Raw genomic sequence first — 19,663 nt, 5'->3', positions numbered from 1 at the left:
CCGCCTCCACCACTCCCGTCACCCCCCACAGCACCCCCGTCCCCCTTTCCGCCCACTCCACGTGCCGGGCGATACGCGTGCGAAGGAGCCCGCGATGAGCGACATGATCACCGCGGACCTGGTCGACCTCGACCTGTCCGCCGATACCAAGGAAGCGGCGGCGCGTGCCCTCGCCGAGCGCATGGTGACCCTGGGCCGGGTGACCGACCTGGAGGGCTTCCTCGCCGACGTGGCCGCCCGCGAGGCACAGATGCCGACCGGCCTCGACGGCGGCATCGGCATCCCGCACTGCCGCAGCGAGCACGTCACCGAGCCCACGCTCGCCTTCGGGCGCAGCGCCGACGGGATCGACTTCGGCGCAGCCGACGGCCCCGCCGACCTGGTCTTCCTGATCGCCGCTCCGGCCGGCGCCGACGACGCCCACCTGACGATCCTGTCGTCGCTGGCCCGGCAGCTGATGAACGCCGAGTTCACCGCCGCGCTGCGGTCGGTGGACGACGCGACGGCCGCGGTGGCGCTGATCCGCGGGGACGAGCCCGCGGCGGCGGCCGCCGGGGACGAGCCCGCGGCGGCCGAAGAGGCCGAGCCCGCGGCGGCCGGTGCGGCCGAGCCCGCGACCGTCGGCTCCGAAGACTCCGTGGCGGCGTCGGCGGCGGCCTCCGCCGTCGCCGCCACGGGTACCGCCGAGGAAGCGGCCGCCGCAGAGCGTCCCTTCCGGATCGTCGCCGTCACCTCCTGTCCGACCGGCATCGCCCACACCTACATGGCGGCCGAGTCCCTGGAGAACGCCGGCCGCGAGGCGGGCGTCGAACTCGTCGTCGAGACGCAGGGCTCGGCCGGCTTCACCCGGCTCGACCCGGCGGTCATCGCGGCCGCGGACGGCGTGATCTTCGCCCACGACGTGCCCGTGAGGGACAAGGACCGCTTCGCCGGCAAGCCGACCGTCGACGTCGGTGTGAAGGCGGGCATCAACCGGCCCGGCGAGCTGATCACCGAGGTGCGCGGCAAGGCGCAGCGCGGCGAGGTCACCGCGGGCTCCCCGGGCGCGACCCCCGTCGAGCGCGCCGGCGACTCCACCGAGGGCTACGGCACCAAGCTGCGCAAGTGGCTGATGTCCGGCGTCAGTTACATGGTCCCGTTCGTCGCCGCGGGCGGTCTGCTGATCGCGCTGGGCTTCGCGATCGGCGGCTACAAGATCAACAAGGCACCGTCGGTCATGGAGCACTTCGTGTGGACCCAGAGCGACAGCTGGGCCGCGCTGCTCTTCCAGATCGGCGTCGTCTCCTTCGGCTTCCTGGTCCCGGTCCTCGCGGGCTACATCGCCTACGGCATGGCGGACCGGCCCGGTCTCGTGCCCGGCTTCGTCGGCGGCGCGATCTCCGTGACCATCAATGCGGGCTTCCTCGGGGGTCTGGCGGCCGGTCTCATCGCCGGTGGCGTGGTGCTGGCGATCCAGCGGGTGAAGATCCCGGCGGCGGTGCGCGGCATCATGCCGGTGGTGGTGATCCCGCTGATCTCCGCGGCGATCGTCGGATTCCTGATGTTCGTCGTGATCGGCAAGCCCATCGCCGAGGCCCAGAAGGGCCTGACCGACTGGCTCAACGGCCTCACCGGCTCCAACGCCGTCCTGCTCGGCGCCCTGCTCGGCCTGATGATGTGCTTCGACCTCGGCGGCCCCGTCAACAAGGTCGCGTACACCTTCGCCACAGCCGGTATCGCGGTCGCGAGCCCCAGCGACTCGGCGATGAAGATCATGGCCGCGGTGATGGCGGCCGGCATGGTCCCGCCGCTGGCCATGGCGCTGGCAACGACCGTGCGCGGCAAGCTCTTCACGCCGACCGAGCGCGAGAACGGCAAGGCCGCCTGGGTCCTGGGCGCCTCCTTCATCTCCGAGGGCGCGATCCCGTTCGCCGCGGCGGACCCGCTGCGCGTCATCCCGTCCTCGATGGTCGGCGGCGCGGTCACCGGCGCCCTGTCGATGGCCTTCGGCGCCACCCTGCGCGCCCCGCACGGCGGCATCTTCGTGGTCCCGCTGATCGGCAACCCGTTCCTGTACCTGGTCGCCATCGCGGTGGGCGTGGGCGTCACCACCACGCTGGTCGTCGTCCTCAAGGGCCTGCGCAAGCCGGCCCCGGGAACCACGGCCGCCGAGGCCGCGCAGGACGGTGCGGCCACCGCGGCGTCGAAGGCGAAGCAGCCGGTCGCGGTCTGAGCGGCCACCCCTCTGCGCGCTTTTGACGCGGTGTGAGTCGTTCACACCACCTGCGAGATACATCACGGTCCGGGACCAAAGTCCCGGACCGTGGTGTGTACTGGGACGTATGCCTCAGCACGTCTCGATCCTCCAGCTGGCGGGCGTCGCCTTTCTCGCCCTGGTGTCCGTCGCCTGGATGGTCGGCCTGATCCGCATCCTGCGCCGGGCCCGCGCCGAGGCCACCGTCTGGCACACCGGCTCCGCCGCCCTGTACGCCGTCCCGGAGCAGCGGCAGACCGGCCCCCACCGCGAGTCCGTCGAGCTCACCCCGGCGGAGAGGGACACCTTCGCGGTCCTCGTACGGCAGTTGGACGACCGCCGCTAGTGCCCCGACAAGCAACGTTCGCCCCGTCGCCGCGCCCGGCACGCCCTCTCGCCGCACCGGGCACAAGCCCAAGTACATCCAGTACGAGGACGTGCACCCGGCACGCCGAGAGCACGCACCGGACCCCGCTCCTTGACGGGCAAACGTTGCCTGTCGGGGCACTGGCAGGCGCCGCTTGCCGCTCAGGAGACCTGTGCGGCCCGCCGCTCCATCGCCTCTCGTGCCGCGTCCTCGGTGTCGTACACCTCGCACATGTGCCGGCCGTCGGGCGTCGCCGTGTGCTCGACCTCCCAGAGGGAGATCTCCCGTCCGTCGCCGAGCAGGAACGCGTGCTCGTAGAGCGAGAAGCCCAGCCCGACGCGGCCGGCCCGGCAGGGGCGTCCGAAGGCCTGGGTGATCTGGTGGGCGAACGCCGTGGCCAGCAGCGCGGCGGTGTCCCCGCCCGGCCGGTCCGTGTTCTCCGCCCGGCGCAGCAGCCGGCGCGCGTGGTCCGCGGAATCGTCGGTCACGTACGCGTGGCGCGGCTGCAGGACCGGTGACAGCTGGACCGTCACCGGCAGTTCGAAGTCGGGGGCGTCCGGAGGCAGCGGCAGCCGGGCGGTGGCGGCGCGCAGCTCCTCCTCGTCGACGTACACCTCGTGCTGCGGCTCGCTGCCGCGCGCGGTGTTGTGTACCAGCTCCCACAGGGTGACGGCCGAGCCGTCGGCGAGCAGCCACGTGTGCCGGTACGTCTCCCGGTGCAGCCCCGCGCTGTGGTGCGCGGAGTGCAGCGAACTGTCGTGCGCGAGCGCGCAGTCCAGCTGTTGGAGCGTCTCGTCGGGCAGTTCGAAGCTGTTCAGGGCGCGGCCGAGGAGCCGCGCGAGGTGCTCCTCCGGAGACTCGGGCGACTCGGGTGGTTCGTACGCTGCCGTCTCGTACGGAACGCTCAAGGTTTCTCCCGGCGTTGCTGCATGTCACCTTGTGGGTGCATACCGTAGCCCCTCGATCGGACATCATGTCCGGGAACCGAGAAAACGTACGTCCAAGAAGAACGCGTGGGCCGTGCGGAAAGTTCCCGCACGGCCCCTCGCCCCGTCAAGTTCGGCCGGTCGAACGTGACTTGATCCGGTCGGGCTTGGCTTGATCCGGTCAGCCGGCGCTTGCGGCCACCCACTGGCTCCACGGCATGTTCCAGCCGTTGAGGCCGTTGTCGGGCGTCACCGTCTTGTCGGGGGAGTTCTTGACGATCACCACGTCACCGATCATCGAGTTGTCGTAGAACCACTTGGCGGGCGTGCCCCCCTGCGCGCCCCGCACGTCCTGCAGGCCGACGCAGCCGTGGCTGGTGCCCTGGCGGCCGAAGGGCGGGTTGCCCTTGTTGTACCAGTAGTTGCCATGGATGAAGGTCCCCGACTGCGTCAGCCGCATCGCGTGCGGGACGTCCGGGATGTCGTACGCGTTGGCGAGGTCGACCGTCCTGCTGTCCATGCGGATCTGCGTGTACTTCTCGGAGATCACCATCTGCCCGTTGTACGTCGTGAACTCCGGGCTACCCGCCGAGATCGGCACCGTCCGGAGCGTCTTGCCGTCCCGCACGACCGTCATGGTCTGCGTGTTCACGTCGACCGTGGAGACCTGCGACCGCCCGACGGTGAAGGTGACGGTCTTCTTCTGCACCCCCTGGATGCCGTTCGCGCCCTTCACGCCGTCCAGGTCGATCTTCATCGTGACCTTGGAGCCGGCCTTCCAGTACTCCTGCGGCCGGAAGTCGATCCGCTGCGACCCGAACCAGTGCCCCGCCACCTCCTGCCCGCTGCTGGAGGTGACCGTGATGTGCGACTGGACGGCCTTCTTGTCGCTGATCGCCTTGTCGAACGTGAAGGACACCGGCATCCCGACGCCGACCGTGGTGCCGTTGTCCGGCGTGTACGTCCCGATGAAGCTGTTCGCCTTGCTCACCGTGGTGAAGGCCGAACGGGCGGACGTGGTCCGGCCGTCCGCGTCCTTCGCCGTCGCCGCGATCTCGTACTTCGTCCCGCGCTCCAACTGCTCCTTCGGCTTCCAGGAACCGCCGTCCCCGGAGATCACCCCCGGTACGGCCTGTCCCGTCCCCGCGACCGTCATCCGCACCTCGGTCAGCCGGCCGTCGCCGACCTTCACGCCGGTCGCGTTGATCGACGCGCCGGTCGAACCGTCCTTGGCCGAGATGACGATGTCCGCGGTGGCGGTCTGGGCGGAGCCCTTGCCGCCCTTGCCGTCGTTCTCGGCGTCCTTGGCGTTCGCGTTGCCGCCGCAGGCGGTGAGGGTCAGTGCGCCGACCAACAGGGCGGCACAGGTCCCCAGCGCACGCCGCGCTGCTATGTCCGGCGTTGTCACGGGCTGCTCCAGGTTTGTGTGATGTGCGTGGTCCGCTCCAGTGCGTGAACAAAGAGGGGATCGGCGGCCGGTGGGGTTCCCTCCGGCCGCCCCGAACGCCATCAAGTGACAGAACCGGGACAATCGCCCGCAGCAGTCGAGGAACGAGCGGCGCTACGACCGCCCGTACAACTCCTCGTACGACGGCCACTCCCCGCCCGGTGTCGCCACCGGCTCCGCCGCCCGTACGGCGCGCACGATCGCCCGCGTCACCACGTCGGCCCCCGCCGCGAGCACCTCGTTCAGCGCGAGCGGGTGTTCGTCGAGCGGGCGCTCCCCCGTGGCCAGCGTGAACACCGTGTCCCCGTCGTTGAGCAGGTGCACCGGCCGTACGGCGCGCGCGATGCCGTCGTGCGCCGTGCCGGCCAGCTTCTGCGCCTGCGCCTTGGACAGGTCCGCGTCGGTGGCGACCAGGGCGAGCGTGGTGTTGAGCGGGGGAGTCGGGTTCTTCGCCCCGGCCTCGGCGAGGCGCCGGCGTGCGGCCTCGTGGACGTTCGCCTCCGGGGGCTTCACCGACCGCCCCTGGAACAACTCCCCGTACAACACCCCCGTTTCCGGGTCCATCGCCGAGCCCGCCGCGTTGGCCACCACCAGCGCCGCCACCGTGATCCCCGAGTCCAGGACGGTGCTCGCGGTGCCGACCCCGCCCTTCAGCGTCCCGACCGCCGCTCCCGTACCGGCGCCCACGCACCCCTCCCGTACCGGCGCGCCCGGCGTGCTCGCCGCGGCCGCCTCGACGGCCGCCCGGCCGAGGGACGCGTCCGGCCTGGCCCGGAAGTCGCCGCCCCGGCCCAGATCGAAGACGCAGGCGGCGGGCACCACCGGCACGACGTGCGCCGGATCCGCCCCGACGCGCACCCCGCGCCCGTGCTCCTCCAGCCAGGCCATCACCCCGGACGCCGCGTCGAGCCCGTACGCGCTGCCGCCGGTCAGGACGATCGCCTCGACCCTCTGCACCACGTTGCGCGGGTCCAGGGCGTCGGTCTCCTTGGTGCCGGGGCCTCCGCCGCGCACGTCCACGGCGGCGACCGCCCCGCCCTGAGGGGCGAGCACGACCGTGGTGCCGGTGAGCCAACCGTCGCCGGTGCGCGAGGCGTGCCCCACGCGCACCCCGGCGACGTCCGTCAGAGCGTCAACTGTCATGGAAGTCAGTCTCCCGCGTGCGGCACCCCCGATGACCTCACGCCGCCGGAGCGGTCGCCCTCGCCTCGCGCGCCGCCGCGTCCGTACGCGCCGTCAGCGTCTCCCCCAACGCAACCGCCAGCGCCGACCCCACGCCCGCCGCGAACACCGCCCAGTGCCCCAGGAAGGTGCAGCAGATCACCAGCAGCGCCGTCACCGGCAGCACCAACTGCTGCCTGATGCCCACCTTGAAATGGCGGGAATGCAGGGCCCACACACTCAGCAGATAGAGCGCCGTCGGCAGGGTCACCGCGGCCGAGGCGGCCAGTGTGGAGATGTGCGCCTGGCCGACCGCCTCCTCGACCGCCACCTCCAGACCGGCGCCGATCGCCGCCGCCGAGGCGAAGATCAGGTAGTGGCCGTATCCCCACAGGAACGCCTGCCTGCTGGAGCGCAGGTGACCGTGGATCGGCACCACGAAGTAGATCCACCAGGCGGAGAACACGATCAGCAGACCGCCCGCCGCGATCGGCAACAGCTCGTTCAGCGCGTTGTGTTCGTCGACCGCCGACTTCACGGCGACCGTGGCCGCCGCGATCGTCTCGCCCAGCACGATGATCGTGAACAGCCCGTACCGCTCCGCGATGTGGTGCGGATGCCAGGAGGTCGAGAAATCCCGCTCCGCGAACACCGGCACGCACAGCTCCACGATCACCATCGTCAGGAACACCCAGGCCCGGGCGGGTTCGGGCAGGACGACCAGACCCAGCCAGCCGACCTGGCACAGCAGCACGCCGACCGCGTACCGCAGCGCCGTCGTCCGCTCCGCGCCCTCGGACGATCGCGCGGCCCGCAGCCACTGCGCGGACATCGCCAGCCGCATGATCACGTAGCCGAGCCAGACGACCACGAAGTCGTGTTCCCCGAAGGCCCGTGACACCCCGGCCGCGAGCACCAGCACGCCGGCGATCTGGAGCAGGGTGACGACCCGGTAGAGCACGTCGTCGTTGTCGTAGGCGGAGGCGAACCAGGTGAAGTTCATCCACGCCCACCAGATGGCGAAGAAGACCATCGCGTAGTCGAGGATGCCCTCGCCCGCGTGCCCCTCCGCCACGGCGTGCACCAGCTCGACGCCCGCCTGCGCGATGGCCACGACGAAGCACAGGTCGAAGAAGAGCTCCAGCGGCGAGGCCACCCGGTGCGCCTCCCCGCGGCCGCGGGCGGTCAGTCTGCGCAGAGGGGTGTGGCGTACGGGCGCGCCGGGGGAGGGGGTGGGTCTGGACGTCATGGGCCCAGCACAGCAGACAACCGGGGGAAACGCTCGCGAGCGGACTCACCGAGAGGCGGTGGGCCGACGGGCGGGCACGGTGCGGGCCGGGCCCGGGACCGTACCCTTGAGGCATGAGTACCGCCCCCGCCCCCGAGCCGCGCGACCCGAAGGCCGCGCTGATCTTCGACGACCCGCTGGACGCACAGTCCTCGGACGACACGGACCGGGGCTGGGGCGAGCGGCCGAGGGCCGACGGCGACAGCGCCGCCGACCTGAAGCGCTTCCTCGACGAGAAGCCGCCCCACCACCTGTGAAGCGCTCGCGCTACGACCGGTCGTGACCCGACCCGCGCTGCGCGACCAGCGCGTCGCGGATCTCCTTCAGGACCTCCAGCTCGCTCACCTCGAGCACCTCCTGCGTGCCCTCCCGCGCCTTCTTGCGGGCCTCCTGCCGGGCCAGGTACTTGGACATCGGCAGGACCATCAGGAAGTAGACGACCGCCGCGGTGATCACGAACGTGAGCGCGGCGCCGAGGACGGTGCCCCACAGGATCGGGACGCCGCTGGTGACCGTGCCGTCCGGCGCCACCTTGCACGGGTCCTCCAGGCACGAGCTGTAGCCGTCGAGGTTCTTGGTGCCGATCGCCCCGACCAGCGGGTTGATCACGCCCTTCACCACCGAGTTGACGATGTTGCTGAAGGCGGCGCCGATGACCACCGCCACTGCCAGATCGACGACGTTCCCGCGCATCAGGAAGGTCTTGAAGCCCTGCAGGATGCTCGTTTCCTTCTTCTTCTCGGCCACCTCGGGGACTCTCCTCGCACGCACGGGTTGGGGAACAAACAGTTCCGCAACCTACGTCAGGGTGCCGAGGCCGTGTCCAATTCGGTAGCTGGAATGTGGGGTTCGGCAGGAAATGGCGGCGGAGACCGCGCAGCAGACGCAGGGCGTGGCTCAGCACAGCGTCACTGCCAGCCGCGCCGTCGCGCCGGCGCCGACCAGGCGCGCCGCCGAGGCCCGGGGCACCGACAGCACGACGAGCGCCCCGCCGTCGCCGACGCCGTCCACGGCCTCCGGCACCTTCGTCACCAGCGCCCCGTGGGCGACCACACGGGCGTCGCCGCCGGTGGCGGTCTGGCCGGCGGCGATGACGTCGACCCGGTCCCCGGAGCGCAGCAGCCGGACCGTGGCCCCGTCGGCGATGCGCACGGGAGCCGTCACCATCTCCACGGCCCGGTGCTCGCGCGCCCGGTCACCCGCCAGCGATGCGGTGTGCGCCGGGGGACGTGACTCCGGATGCCCGCGGGCCCGGTCGGCGTCCCCCTCTCCCGTCGGCCCCGCCGCCACGAGCGCGGCCGCGGTGAGGGCGAGACCGGCCGCCACGGCCCGCCGCCGGTGCCGTACCAGCCGCCGCAGCCGATGTCGCCCGCCGCGCACCCGTACCGGAGCGAAGTGCGGCACCTCGCAGGTGGCGGGAGCGTCGGCGCCGGGCGGACGCACGGAGGGAAAGGAGGCAAAGAGCGGCTGGGGAGGGGGAGCGAGGGACACGGGAATCACCGCCTGCGACGAGGGAACGGCCTGCGAAGCCCACGATGAGGCCTCGCGCCGCCGCCCGCCGGGACAGGGGGACTACCCACGGGTTGTGGACAACTCCCTCACCCGAACGAGCCGTTCCGCCTTCGTGTCGAAGCAGCCCACGGCGCCCCCGGAACCCCGTACACACGCCACCTACGGCAGCTCGAACCCCGGATCCATCCCGCCCAACGCGTTCACGCACAGGCAGTCCCGCTCCTGGGTCGACGGCAGCGCGGCCACCGCGTCGAAGAGCACGCCGCGCAGCCGGTCCACGTTCGAGGCGAACACCTCAAGGACCTCCTCGTGCGAGACGCCCTCACCGGTCTCGGCGCCGGCGTCCAGGTCGGTGACCAGGGTCAGGGAGGTGTAGCAGAGCTCGAGCTCCCGGGCGAGCGCGGCCTCGGGGTGGCCGGTCATGCCGACCACCGACCAGCCCTGGGCCTGGTGCCACACCGATTCGGCCCGGGTCGAGAACCGCGGCCCCTCGATCACGACCAGCGTGCCGCGGTCCACCGGCTCCCAGTCCCGGCCGCGCGCCGCCTTCATCGCGGCCGCGCGCCCGGTGGGGCAGTAGGGGTCGGCGAGGGACACGTGCACCACGTTCGGCACGTTGCCGCCGGGCAGCGGCAGTCCGTCGAAGTACGTCCCGACCCGGGACTTCGTACGGTCGACCAGCTGGTCCGGGACGAGAAGCGTGCCCGGTCCGTACTCGGGGCGCAGACCGCCCACGGCGCACGGGCCGAGAACCTGGCGCACGCCGACCGAGCGCAGCGCCCACAGGTTGGCCCGGTAGTTGATCCGGTGCGGCGGCAGATGGTGACCGCGCCCGTGCCGGGGCAGGAAGGCGACCCGGCGGCCGGCGAGCTCGCCGAGGAAGAGGGAGTCACTGGGAGACCCGTAGGGGGTGTCCACCTGGATCTCCGTCACGTCCTCGAGGAACGAGTAGAAGCCGGAGCCGCCGATTACACCGATCTCTGCGTTCGCCATGACCAGCACTTTAGTTGGACGAGCACTTTGGTTGGCGGTGACCGAACTGGAGAACGACTTCGAGAACGCCAGGGACCCTGCCGTCGGACGACGGCAGGGTCCCTGAAGAGCGGGTCCTTAAGCGGCGGAGCTGCTGCTGGACGAGGTGCTCGAACCCGACGACTTCGAACCCGACGACTTAGAGTCCGACGTCTTGGAGTCCGAGGACTTCGACTCCGACGGCTTCGACTCCGACGAGGACGTCGACGACTTCGACGCCGCCGGCGAGCTGCTCGACGAGGAGCCGCGGCTGTCGTTGCGGTAGAAACCGGAGCCCTTGAAGACAATGCCGACGGCGGAGAACACCTTCTTCAGGCGGCCACCGCAGTTGGGGCACTCGGTGAGGGCGTCGTCGGTGAACTTCTGCACCGCCTCGAGGCCCTCGCCGCACTCGGTGCACTGGTACTGGTAGGTGGGCACTGTCTTCCTCCTGGCACTCTCACTCAGTGAGTGCTAACGACGGTCCATACTGACGTATTCCTGAGGATCAGTCCACTGTCACCGGCACGCGGTGACCGACGCCACGTGCGACCGTGCGGTTGCGGGGCGCTGCGACCAGCCGCGATCGCAGGGCCAGCAGGGTCGCCAGGGCCAGCAGGGTGCCGCCCATCGGCACCAGGAACCCGGCGCCGTCCCGGAAGCGGTCCTCCAGCTGTCCGGCGACCGTGACCGCGGCCGCCTGGCCCAGCGCCACCGCGCCGGTCAGCCAGGTGAACGCCTCGGTGCGGGCCCCGGCCGGGACCAGGTCCTCGACCAGGGTGTAGCCCGTGATCAGGGCAGGCGCGATGCACATGCCGACCAGGAGGCCGAGTCCGGCGAGGACGAGCACCGAGTGCGCCGCCCACAGGCCGGACGCGGTCACCGCGAGGGCGGCGTAGCCGACGATCAGCCGGTGTCGGGGGGCGGTCTTCCAGGCCACGGCGCCGCAGACGAGGCCGGAGAGCATGTTGCCCGCGGCGAAGATCCCGTAGAGGACACCGTTGAGGCCGGGCTCGCCGATCGACTCGGTGAACGCGGCCAGCGAGACCTGCATGCCGCCGAAGACGGAACCGATGCCCAGGAACGTCACGGCGAGCACGCGCACGCCGGGCACGCGCAGGGCGGAAACGTGCTCCACGCGCGCGTGCCCGCCGTCGGCGACAGTGGGCTGCGTGCTCTTCTGCGCGGCGAACAGCAGCCCGCCGACCAGGGTCAGTGAGGCCTCCGTGACCAGGCCCGCGGCCGGGGTGACGGCGGTGCACAGGGCGGTGGCGAGGAGCGGGCCGACGACGAAGGTCAGCTCGTCGGTGACCGACTCGAAGGCGGCCGCCGTGGTCATCAGGGGCGAGCCCTTCAGTGTCACACCCCAGCGGGCCCGCACCATGGGCCCGACCTGCGGCACCGAGGCGCCGGTGGGGACGGCCGCCGCGAACAGCGCCCACAGGGGGGCGTGCGCCAGGGCCAGCGCCGTCAGGGTGAGGCCCGACACCGCGTGCACGAGGACGCCCGGGACCAGCACCGCGCGTTGGCCGTAGCGGTCGGCGAGGCGGCCGCTGTAGGGCGCGAACAGGGCCATGGAGACGCCGGTGACGGCCGCGGCGGCGCCCGCGGCCCCGTAGGAGCCGGTGGTGTGCTGCACGAGCAGCACGATCGAGATGGTGAGCATCGCGAACGGCTGGCGTGCCGCGAAGCCCGGCAGCAGGAACGTCCAGGCGCCGCGGGTGCGCAGCAGCTGCCCGTATCCCGGGCGGGAGGAGGCCGACGAGTTCCCCGACGGCTCGGTGGTGACCGTGGATGCCACGGCCCGTGCCTTTCTGCCACCTGGTAGCGGCCCGTACGGGCGCCGAGAGCTGTCCTCTTGCGCGGAACTGCGGTAGATGCCGGCGCCCCCGTTCCAGGGTGGGCCGACCGCCATACGGTCGCGCCAGCTCTGCGTCAGGCAGAGTTGGTTCGATCAAGGTGCGCCTTCATCGTACTAGGGCCACGCCCTCGTACGCCTGTGAAAACGAGCACCATACGGCTGCCCACCTGGGATTACCGGGGGTGTGAACCGTACGAAACGTGCCCTTAACGCGCCGCAGGACCGTTCATGCCCAGCCACCCCGCCAGCTTGCCGCCGCGGCCCACCGCGCGCAGCCGTCGCTCGGCCGCGTCCCGGACGGGGTCCGTGGCGACCACGAGGAGCTCGTCGCCGCGTCGCAGCACGGTCGTCGGCAGCGGAACGAACGATTTTCCATCGCGGACGACGAGGGTGACCGCGGCCCCGGCCGGCAGCCGCAGCTCGTTGACCTCGACGCCGTGCATCTTCGAGCCCGCGGGGATGGCCACGGACAGCAGATGTCCGCGCAGCCGCTCCAGGGGTGCCGACTCGATGCCGAGGTCGGCGGCCTCGGACTCCTGGCCCAGGCGCAGCTTGCGGGCGAGCCACGGCAGGGTCGGTCCCTGGACCAGGGTGTAGACGACGACCAGGACGAAGACGATGTTGAAGATCCGGCGGCTGGCGTCGACCCCCTCCACCATGGGGATCGTCGCCAGGATGATGGGCACGGCGCCGCGCAGGCCGGCCCACGACATCAGGACCTGCTCCTGCCACGGCACCCGGAACGGCACCAGGCAGAGCACGACGCTCAGGGGTCGGGCCACCATGGTCAGCACCAGGCCGATGACGAGCGCGGGCCAGACGTCGTCGCCCAGCTCGTGCGGGGTGACCAGCAGTCCGAGCAGCACGAACATGCCGATCTGGGCGATCCAGCCGAGCCCGTCGGCGAACCCGCGCGTGGCGGGCCAGTGCGGCAGCTTCGCGTTGCCCATGACCATCGAGGCGAGGTACACGCCCAGGAAGCCGCTGCCGTGCGCCATCGCGCCCGCCGCGTACGCCGCCACGGCGATCGCCATGACGGCGATGGGGTAGAGGCCGGAGGCGGGCAGGGCGACGTGCCTGAGGCCCCAGGCGCCCAGCCAGCCCACCGCGAGACCGATGGCCGCGCCGATGGCCAGCTCCAGCGCTATCTCGCCCATCAGCGCGTACCAGTGGTCGACCGGACCGGCCGTGGAGAAGGCGACCACCAGGATGACCACGGGGGCGTCGTTGAAGCCGGACTCGGCCTCCAGCGTGCCGTTCACGCGCGCGGGGAGGGGGATCTTGCGCAGCACCGAGAAGACCGCCGCCGCGTCCGTCGAGGAGACCACCGCCCCGATGATGAACGCCTGCCGCCACTCGAGACCGATCAGATAGTGCGCGCCCGCGGCGGTGACCCCGACGCTGGCCGCGACCCCCACCAGCGCGAGCGTGGAGGCGATGGGCAGGACCGGTTTGATCTCCTTCCACTTCGTGCCCAGACCGCCCTCGGCCAGGATCACGACCAGGGCCGCGTATCCGATGACCTGGGTCATCTCGGCGTTGTCGAAGTGGATGTCGCCGATGCCGTCCTGGCCCATGAGGACACCGATGCCCAGGTAAACGAGCAGGCTGGGGAGCCCGCTGCGCGAGGAGATCCGGACCGCTGCCACGGCGACGAGCAGGACGAGCGAGCAGACGAGCAGTAGCTGGTTGAGATGGTGGACAGTCAGCGGCCGTTCCCTTCCCTGGCTCACGCATGGCACACGCGCGTGAACGCTCACGTACATAGGACACGAGGTCGGGGCCCCCGGCACCCAACTACTTCGTTACCTTACCTAACTCTTGACGATTTCTTGACGCTTCGCCGGGCAAGATCGAACGTCCGTCCGCGTAGGTTCCCGACTCCGCGTCAAGTCGCACGGGGCCCTGCGCCTATGGTTGCTCCAGCACTCCAGGACCGCCTGCCGCTCGCGTTAGGACAGCAAGGACAGCGATGCCCCCCAACACCACCGCCTCAACGGGTCACAAGCCCGGCAAGTCCGGCAGGAAAAAGGGGCGCAAAGCCCGTCTCGTCGTTCTCGTCCTGGTACTGGCCATCATCGGGGGCATCGCCTACGGGGCCTACTGGTCCATCAGCACCGTCCGTGCCTCCTTCCCCCAGACCAAGGGTTCGATCACGCTCGACGGCCTGTCCGGGCCCGTCGACGTGAAGCGCGACGGCTACGGGATCCCGCAGATCTACGCCTCCACCGACGAGGACCTGTTCATGGCGCAGGGATACGTCCAGGCGCAGGACCGGTTCTACGAGATGGACGTGCGCCGGCACATGACCTCCGGGCGCCTGTCGGAGATGTTCGGCAAGGGCCAGGTCAAGAACGACGAGTTCCTGCGCACCCTGGGCTGGGACCGGGTCGCGAAGGAGGAGTACGACAAGAAGCTGTCGGCCTCCACGAAGAAGTACCTCCAGGCGTACGCCAAGGGAGTCAACGCCTACCTCAAGGGCAAGGACGGCAAGGCGATCTCCCTGGAGTACGCCGCCCTGGGCTTCACGAACAGCTACAAGCCCGAGGAGTGGACCCCGGTCGACTCGGTCGCGTGGCTGAAGGCCATGGCCTGGGACCTGCGCGGCAACATGCAGGACGAGATCGACCGCGCCCTGATGACCAGCCGCTTCGGCCCCAAGCAGATCGCCGACCTGTACCCGCAGTACCCGTACAGCCGTAACCAGGCGATCGTCCAGCAGGGCCAGTACGACGAGCTCACCAAGACCTTCGAGGCGGGCGGCGACTCCAGCGACACGAACGGCACGTCCGGCACGTCCGGCACCAGCGGGGCCTCCGGGACGAGCGGGACGACCGGTACCAGCGGGGCCTCCGGGACGACCGGCAGCAGCGGCACCGGGGACACCTCCGCCGCGCTGCAGAGCCAGCTCTCGGGCCTCTACAACGTCCTGGAGAACGTCCCCGACGCCGTCGGCGTGAACGGCAACGGCATCGGCTCCAACTCCTGGGTCGTCGCCGGGAAGCACACCATCAGCGGCAAGCCGCTGCTGGCGAACGACCCGCACCTGTCGGCCTCGCTGCCCTCGGTCTGGTACCAGATGGGCCTGCACTGCCGCGCCGTCTCCAGCAAGTGCCAGTACGACGTCAGCGGCTACACGTTCGCCGGTATGCCCGGTGTGGTCATCGGACACAACCAGAACATCGCCTGGGGCATGACCAACTCCGGCGTCGACGTCACCGACCTCTACCTGGAGAAGCTCTCCGGCGACGGCTACCTCTACGACGGCAAGGTCAAGCCCTTCACCTCGCGCGAGGAGACCATCAAGGTCGCCGGTGGCGCCCCCAAGAAGATCGTCGTCCGGCAGACCAGCGACGGGATGCCTCTGCTGTCCGACCGCGACGACGAGCTCGTGAAGGTCGGCAGAAAGGCCGGCGTCGACACCGCCGCGCCCGACCGCGGCGACGGCTACGGCGTCGCGCTGCGCTGGACGGCGCTGGAGCCGGGCACCTCCCTGGACGCCGTCTTCGCGATGGACAAGGCGACCGACTTCAGCGGCTTCCGCGAGGCCGCCACCCTGTTCGACGTGCCCTCGCAGAACCTGGTCTACGCCGACACCAAGGACAACATCGGCTACACCCTCCCCGGCAGGATCCCCACGCGCGCCAAGGGCGACACCGGCTCCATCCCGGCGCCGGGCTGGGACTCCAAGTACCGCTGGACCGGCTACATCGACCAGGACGAGCTGCCCTACGAGTACAACCCGGACCGCGGCTACATCGTCACCGCCAACCAGGCCGTGATCGACAAGGACAAGTACCCCTACACGCTCACCACGGACTGGGGCTACGGCACCCGCAGCCAGCGCATCTCCGACCTGATCGAGTCGAAGATCAAGGGCGGCGGCAAGATCTCCACCGACGACATGCGCCAGATGCAGCTCGACAACAGCAGCGAGATCGCCAAGCTGCTCGTGCCCAAGCTGCTGAAGATCGACGTCCCCGCCAAGGGCGTCCGTGAGGCGCAGAAGCTCCTGGAGGGCTGGGACTACACCCAGGACGCCGATTCGGCCGCGGCCGCCTACTTCAACGCGGTCTGGCGCAACATCCTCAAGCTCTCCTTCGGCAACAAGATGCCCAAGGAGCTGCGCGTCAAGGGCCAGTGCCTGTGGGTCAAGAAGGTCGACACCACCGGCCCGGTGGACGGCGCCGGTGAGGTCCGCGAGTGCGGTGAGCGTGACGCCGACCAGGCGCAGCCGGACGGCGGCGACCGCTGGTTCGAGGTCGTGCGCAACCTCATGGCCGACGAGAAGAGCGACTGGTGGAAGACGCCCGATGTGGGCACCCGCCCCGAGGCCACGAACCGTGACCAGCTCTTCGAGCGCGCCATGATCGACGCCCGCTGGGAGCTGACCGCCAAGCTCGGCAAGGACATCGACACCTGGAGCTGGGGCCGGCTGCACCGCCTGTTCCTGAAGAACCAGACCCTGGGCACCGATGGACCCGGCTTCCTGCAGTACGTCCTCAACCGCGGCCCGTGGAAGCTCAGCGGCGGCGAGGCGGCGGTCAACGCGACCGGCTGGAACGCGGCCGGCGGCTACGGCGTCGTATGGGTGCCGTCGATGCGGATGGTGGTCAACCTCGACGACCTCGACAAGTCGAAGTGGATCAACCTCACCGGCGCCTCCGGACACGCCTACAGCGCCCACTACACCGACCAGACGGACAAGTGGGCCGACGGCGAGCTGCTGGACTGGTCCTTCTCGGACAAGGCGGTCGACAAGAACACCAGCGACACGCTCGTGCTGAAGCCGTGAGCCGCGGAAAGCCATGAGCCGCGGAAGCAGCTGATGCGGAAGCGGCTGATGTCAAAAGGGCCCTCCACGCGCGCGTGGAGGGCCCTTCCGCAGGGGCGACACGCCCGTCAGACAGTCCCGAACCGGCGTACCCCGGACGGCGTCACCACCGCCCGCACCGGCCGGTCGTGCGGCTCCTCCGGAACACGCGCCACGACCTCCGAGTCGTACAGCAGCACCACCAACGCCGGTCGCACCCCGGCCCGTTCGAGTCGCGCGAGCACACGGTCGTACGACCCTCCGCCGCGCCCCAGACGCATCCCGCGCGCGTCGACGGCGAGCCCCGGCAGCAGCACCACGTCGGCTCCGGTCACGGCGTCCGGGCCGAGGCGCTCACCGGCCGGCTCCAAGAGGGCCATTCTTCCGCCGTGTTGGACCCGCGCGAGGGAGTCCTCACCGCCGTACACGCCCCAGTCCAGGTCGTTGTCCGGCAGGAGCACGGGCAGCAGGACGCGCATGCCCCGCGCCCGCAGCGCGTCCAGGAGCGCGAGCGTTCCGGGCTCGCTCCCCACGGAGACATACGCCGCCACCGTGCGCGCGTGCGCCACCTCCGGCAGCTCCAGGGCGCGCTCGGCCAGCCGAGCGGCCGCCGTCCGCACGACATCCGGCGTCAACCTGCTTCTCGCCTGGAGGAACTCTCGCCGCAACCTGCGCTTGTCAGGATCGACCGCACGTCCGTTGTGGCTCACCTGTCGCTCCTTTTCCGTTCCAATGCGCTCATATGAGGGCCAATTAACCGGAGCCACAGATTCGCTGCAAAGGCACCGGATAAGGTTGCGGTCATGACTCAGTCGCACCCCAGGATCAGCAAGGCTGTCATTCCCGCAGCCGGTCTCGGCACCCGGTTCCTGCCGGCGACCAAGGCCACTCCCAAGGAGATGCTGCCGGTCGTCGACAAGCCGGCGATCCAGTACGTGGTCGAGGAGGCCGTCTCCGCCGGCCTGGACGACGTCCTCATGATCACGGGTCGCAACAAGCGCCCCCTGGAGGACCACTTCGACCGCAACTACGAGCTCGAGTCGGCGCTGCAGAAGAAGGGCGACGCCAGACGGCTCGCCAAGGTCCAGGAGTCCAGCGACCTCGCCACCATGCACTACGTCCGTCAGGGCGACCCCCGCGGCCTCGGCCACGCCGTCCTGTGCGCCGCCCCGCACGTCGGGCACGAGCCGTTCGCCGTCCTGCTCGGCGACGACCTGATCGACCCGCGCGACCCGCTGCTCCAGCGGATGATCGAGGTCCAGGAGCGGCACGGCGGCAGCGTCGTCGCCCTCATGGAGGTCGAGCCCGAGCAGATCCACCTCTACGGCTGCGCGGCCGTCGAGGAGACCGAGGACGGCGACGTCGTCCGGGTGAGCGGCCTGGTCGAGAAGCCGGACCCGGCGGACGCCCCGTCGAACTACGCGATCATCGGCCGCTACGTCCTCGACCCGAACATCTTCGGCATCCTGCGCACGACCGAACCCGGCCGCGGCGGCGAGATCCAGCTCACCGACGCCCTCCAGCAGCTCGCGCAGGAGGAGAGTGCCGGCGGCCCCGTGCACGGCGTCGTCTTCAAGGGCCGCCGCTATGACACCGGCGACCGTGGCGACTACCTGCGTGCCATTGTCAGACTCGCGTGCGAACGTGAAGACCTGGGCCCGGACTTCCGGACCTGGCTTCGCAGTTACGTCACCGAGGAGATGCAGCAACGTTGAGCAGCGCCGCGCCCCGCACCACGGGTCAGGACCACCTCTGGTCGGTGGACGAGCACCTGGAGGACATCCTCGCCACCGTCCGCCCCCTCGAGCCCATCGAACTGCAGCTGCTCGACGCCCAGGGCTGCGTCCTCGTCGAGGACGTCACGGTGCCCCTCTCGCTGCCCCCGTTCGACAACAGCTCGATGGACGGGTACGCGGTGCGGGTCGCGGACGTGGGAGGTGCGAGCGAGGAGTTCCCTGCCGTCCTGGACGTCGTCGGGGACGTGGCGGCCGGACTGGGCGGCCTGCTCCACGTCGGGCCGGGCCAGGCCGCCCGCATCATGACCGGCGCCCCGCTGCCGGACGGCGCCGAGGCGGTCGTCCCCGTGGAGTGGACCGACGGCGGCCTCGGCGAGGGCCCGGTGAGCGGGATGCGCGCCCGCAGCCTCGCCCCCGAGGGTGCCGCCGGGCAGGTCCGCGTGTACCGCCCGGCCGAGGCACGCGCGCATGTGCGCGCCAAGGGCAGCGACGTGAAGGCCGGAGACCGCGCCCTCGAAGCGGGCACCGTCCTCGGCCCGCCGCAGATCGCGCTGCTCGCCGCGATCGGACGCGGCACGGTGCGCGTGCGCCCCCGCCCGCGCGTGGTCGTCCTGTCCACCGGCAGCGAACTCGTCCCGCCCGGCGACGCCCTCGGCAGCGGCCAGATCTACGACTCCAACAGCTTCGCCCTCACCGCGGCCGCGCGGGACGCCGGCGCCATCGCCTACCGCGTGGGCGCGGTCGCCGACGACGCCGAGACTCTCCGCTCCACCATCGAGGACCAGCTCGTCCGCGCCGACCTCGTGGTCACCACGGGCGGTGTCAGCGTCGGGGCGTACGACGTCGTCAAGGAGGCGCTGTCGCACGTCGGCGACGAGGACGAGGAGGGCAGCGGCATCGAGTTCCGCAAGCTCGCCATGCAGCCGGGCAAGCCCCAGGGCTTCGGTTCCATCGGCCCCGACCACACCCCGCTGCTCGCCCTGCCCGGCAACCCCGTGTCGTCGTACGTCTCCTTCGAGATGTTCGTCCGGCCGGCGATCCGCACCCTCATGGGGCTCGGGGACGTCCACCGGCCCACCACGCGCGCGACCCTCACCGCGAACAAGGCGTTGACCTCCCCGAAGGGGCGCAGACAGTTCCTGCGCGGGACGTACAGCGACGGCGCCGTGCGCGCGGTCGGCGGGGCCGGCTCCCACCTGGTCGCGGCCCTCGCGCACGCCGACGCGCTGATCGTCGTCCCCGAGGACGTGGAGTCCGTCGAGCCCGGCACCGAGGTCGAGGTGGTCCTGCTCGGCTAGGTCGTCCCAG

Annotated in this window: 17 protein-coding genes; 6 read left to right on the top strand and 11 right to left on the bottom strand. The window is 70.9% G+C overall.

The genetic code is table 11. The features are described from left to right. Positions 1-94 precede the first annotated feature (94 nt). Entirely contained in the window at positions 95-2,212 is a 2,118-nt protein-coding gene (locus ACFYWX_RS18810; protein WP_389425150.1) for a fructose-specific PTS transporter subunit EIIC, read from the top strand. Positions 2,213-2,321: 109 nt separating this feature from the next. After that, positions 2,322-2,579, top strand: a complete 258-nt coding sequence (locus ACFYWX_RS18805) for a hypothetical protein (RefSeq protein ID WP_389425149.1) — start codon at positions 2,322-2,324, stop codon at positions 2,577-2,579. Between the two features lie 182 nt (positions 2,580-2,761). Here ACFYWX_RS18805 and ACFYWX_RS18800 read toward each other — a convergent pair whose 3' ends face one another. From ACFYWX_RS18800 to ACFYWX_RS18785, 4 genes are all read right to left on the bottom strand, one after another. Then, positions 2,762-3,508: a DUF6227 family protein gene (locus ACFYWX_RS18800; protein WP_389425148.1), complete on the bottom strand. Its 747-nt coding sequence runs from the start codon at positions 3,506-3,508 to the stop codon at positions 2,762-2,764. A gap of 199 nt (positions 3,509-3,707) precedes the next feature. Then, complete coding sequence (locus ACFYWX_RS18795; protein WP_389425147.1) at positions 3,708-4,934, bottom strand: Ig-like domain-containing protein; 1,227 nt, start codon at positions 4,932-4,934, stop codon at positions 3,708-3,710. 153 nt (positions 4,935-5,087) lie between these two features. Next, complete coding sequence (locus ACFYWX_RS18790; RefSeq protein WP_389425146.1) at positions 5,088-6,116, bottom strand: P1 family peptidase; 1,029 nt, start codon at positions 6,114-6,116, stop codon at positions 5,088-5,090. Positions 6,117-6,153: 37 nt separating this feature from the next. Next, positions 6,154-7,383, bottom strand: a complete 1,230-nt coding sequence (locus tag ACFYWX_RS18785; protein WP_389425145.1) for a low temperature requirement protein A — start codon at positions 7,381-7,383, stop codon at positions 6,154-6,156. Between the two features lie 113 nt (positions 7,384-7,496). On the opposite strand from ACFYWX_RS18785, the gene ACFYWX_RS18780 reads away from it, so the two are divergent. Then, positions 7,497-7,679: a hypothetical protein gene (locus tag ACFYWX_RS18780; RefSeq protein WP_133928781.1), complete on the top strand. Its 183-nt coding sequence runs from the start codon at positions 7,497-7,499 to the stop codon at positions 7,677-7,679. A 10-nt stretch (positions 7,680-7,689) separates the two neighbouring features. Here the strand turns inward: ACFYWX_RS18780 and mscL are convergent, their stop codons facing one another. The 6 genes from mscL to ACFYWX_RS18750 form a co-directional block, all read right to left on the bottom strand. Beyond that, entirely contained in the window at positions 7,690-8,169 is a 480-nt protein-coding gene (mscL, locus tag ACFYWX_RS18775; RefSeq protein WP_389425144.1) for a large conductance mechanosensitive channel protein MscL, read from the bottom strand. A gap of 150 nt (positions 8,170-8,319) precedes the next feature. Continuing rightward, the gene (locus ACFYWX_RS18770) at positions 8,320-8,865 is read right to left on the bottom strand and encodes a hypothetical protein (RefSeq protein ID WP_389425143.1); all 546 of its coding nucleotides are present in this window, start codon (positions 8,863-8,865) and stop codon (positions 8,320-8,322) included. 228 nt (positions 8,866-9,093) lie between these two features. Further along, the gene (locus ACFYWX_RS18765) at positions 9,094-9,927 is read right to left on the bottom strand and encodes an S-methyl-5'-thioadenosine phosphorylase (RefSeq protein ID WP_389425142.1); all 834 of its coding nucleotides are present in this window, start codon (positions 9,925-9,927) and stop codon (positions 9,094-9,096) included. 117 nt (positions 9,928-10,044) lie between these two features. Next, the gene (locus ACFYWX_RS18760; RefSeq protein ID WP_389425141.1) at positions 10,045-10,386 is read right to left on the bottom strand and encodes an FmdB family zinc ribbon protein; all 342 of its coding nucleotides are present in this window, start codon (positions 10,384-10,386) and stop codon (positions 10,045-10,047) included. 67 nt (positions 10,387-10,453) lie between these two features. Next, positions 10,454-11,746 carry an MFS transporter gene (locus ACFYWX_RS18755; protein WP_389425140.1) on the bottom strand — a complete coding sequence of 431 codons (1,293 nt, stop codon included), beginning with the start codon at positions 11,744-11,746 and terminating at the stop codon, positions 10,454-10,456. 266 nt (positions 11,747-12,012) lie between these two features. Beyond that, entirely contained in the window at positions 12,013-13,572 is a 1,560-nt protein-coding gene (locus ACFYWX_RS18750) for a potassium/proton antiporter (protein ID WP_389425139.1), read from the bottom strand. Positions 13,573-13,778: 206 nt separating this feature from the next. On the opposite strand from ACFYWX_RS18750, the gene ACFYWX_RS18745 reads away from it, so the two are divergent. Next, on the top strand, positions 13,779-16,601 hold the full coding sequence (locus tag ACFYWX_RS18745) for a penicillin acylase family protein (RefSeq protein ID WP_389425138.1): 2,823 nt from the start codon (positions 13,779-13,781) through the stop codon (positions 16,599-16,601). 107 nt (positions 16,602-16,708) lie between these two features. Here the strand turns inward: ACFYWX_RS18745 and ACFYWX_RS18740 are convergent, their stop codons facing one another. Then, positions 16,709-17,329 carry a 5-formyltetrahydrofolate cyclo-ligase gene (locus ACFYWX_RS18740; protein ID WP_389425137.1) on the bottom strand — a complete coding sequence of 207 codons (621 nt, stop codon included), beginning with the start codon at positions 17,327-17,329 and terminating at the stop codon, positions 16,709-16,711. Positions 17,330-17,422: 93 nt separating this feature from the next. On the opposite strand from ACFYWX_RS18740, the gene galU reads away from it, so the two are divergent. Beyond that, a complete protein-coding gene (galU, locus tag ACFYWX_RS18735) occupies positions 17,423-18,334 on the top strand; it encodes a UTP--glucose-1-phosphate uridylyltransferase GalU (RefSeq protein ID WP_389425136.1) in 912 nt (303 codons plus the stop codon). Further along, positions 18,331-19,653 carry a gephyrin-like molybdotransferase Glp gene (glp, locus tag ACFYWX_RS18730; protein ID WP_389425135.1) on the top strand — a complete coding sequence of 441 codons (1,323 nt, stop codon included), beginning with the start codon at positions 18,331-18,333 and terminating at the stop codon, positions 19,651-19,653. Before galU ends, glp begins: the two co-directional genes overlap by 4 nt. Positions 19,654-19,663 lie beyond the last annotated feature (10 nt).

The sequence above is a fragment of the Streptomyces sp. NPDC002888 genome (genome assembly GCF_042888465.1).
GTDB lineage: Bacteria > Actinomycetota > Actinomycetes > Streptomycetales > Streptomycetaceae > Streptomyces.
This window is presented reverse-complemented; position numbering and strand designations above follow the sequence as displayed.

Coding starts and splice junctions, on each gene's coding strand:
- ACFYWX_RS18765 (WP_389425142.1), bottom strand. CDS start 9,927: ATGGCGAACGCAGAGATCGGTGTAATCGGCGGCTCCGGCTTCTACTCG.
- ACFYWX_RS18785 (WP_389425145.1), bottom strand. CDS start 7,383: ATGACGTCCAGACCCACCCCCTCCCCCGGCGCGCCCGTACGCCACACC.
- galU (WP_389425136.1), top strand. CDS start 17,423: ATGACTCAGTCGCACCCCAGGATCAGCAAGGCTGTCATTCCCGCAGCC.
- ACFYWX_RS18805 (WP_389425149.1), top strand. CDS start 2,322: ATGCCTCAGCACGTCTCGATCCTCCAGCTGGCGGGCGTCGCCTTTCTC.
- ACFYWX_RS18745 (WP_389425138.1), top strand. CDS start 13,779: ATGCCCCCCAACACCACCGCCTCAACGGGTCACAAGCCCGGCAAGTCC.
- ACFYWX_RS18780 (WP_133928781.1), top strand. CDS start 7,497: ATGAGTACCGCCCCCGCCCCCGAGCCGCGCGACCCGAAGGCCGCGCTG.
- ACFYWX_RS18810 (WP_389425150.1), top strand. CDS start 95: ATGAGCGACATGATCACCGCGGACCTGGTCGACCTCGACCTGTCCGCC.
- ACFYWX_RS18790 (WP_389425146.1), bottom strand. CDS start 6,116: ATGACAGTTGACGCTCTGACGGACGTCGCCGGGGTGCGCGTGGGGCAC.
- ACFYWX_RS18750 (WP_389425139.1), bottom strand. CDS start 13,572: ATGTACGTGAGCGTTCACGCGCGTGTGCCATGCGTGAGCCAGGGAAGG.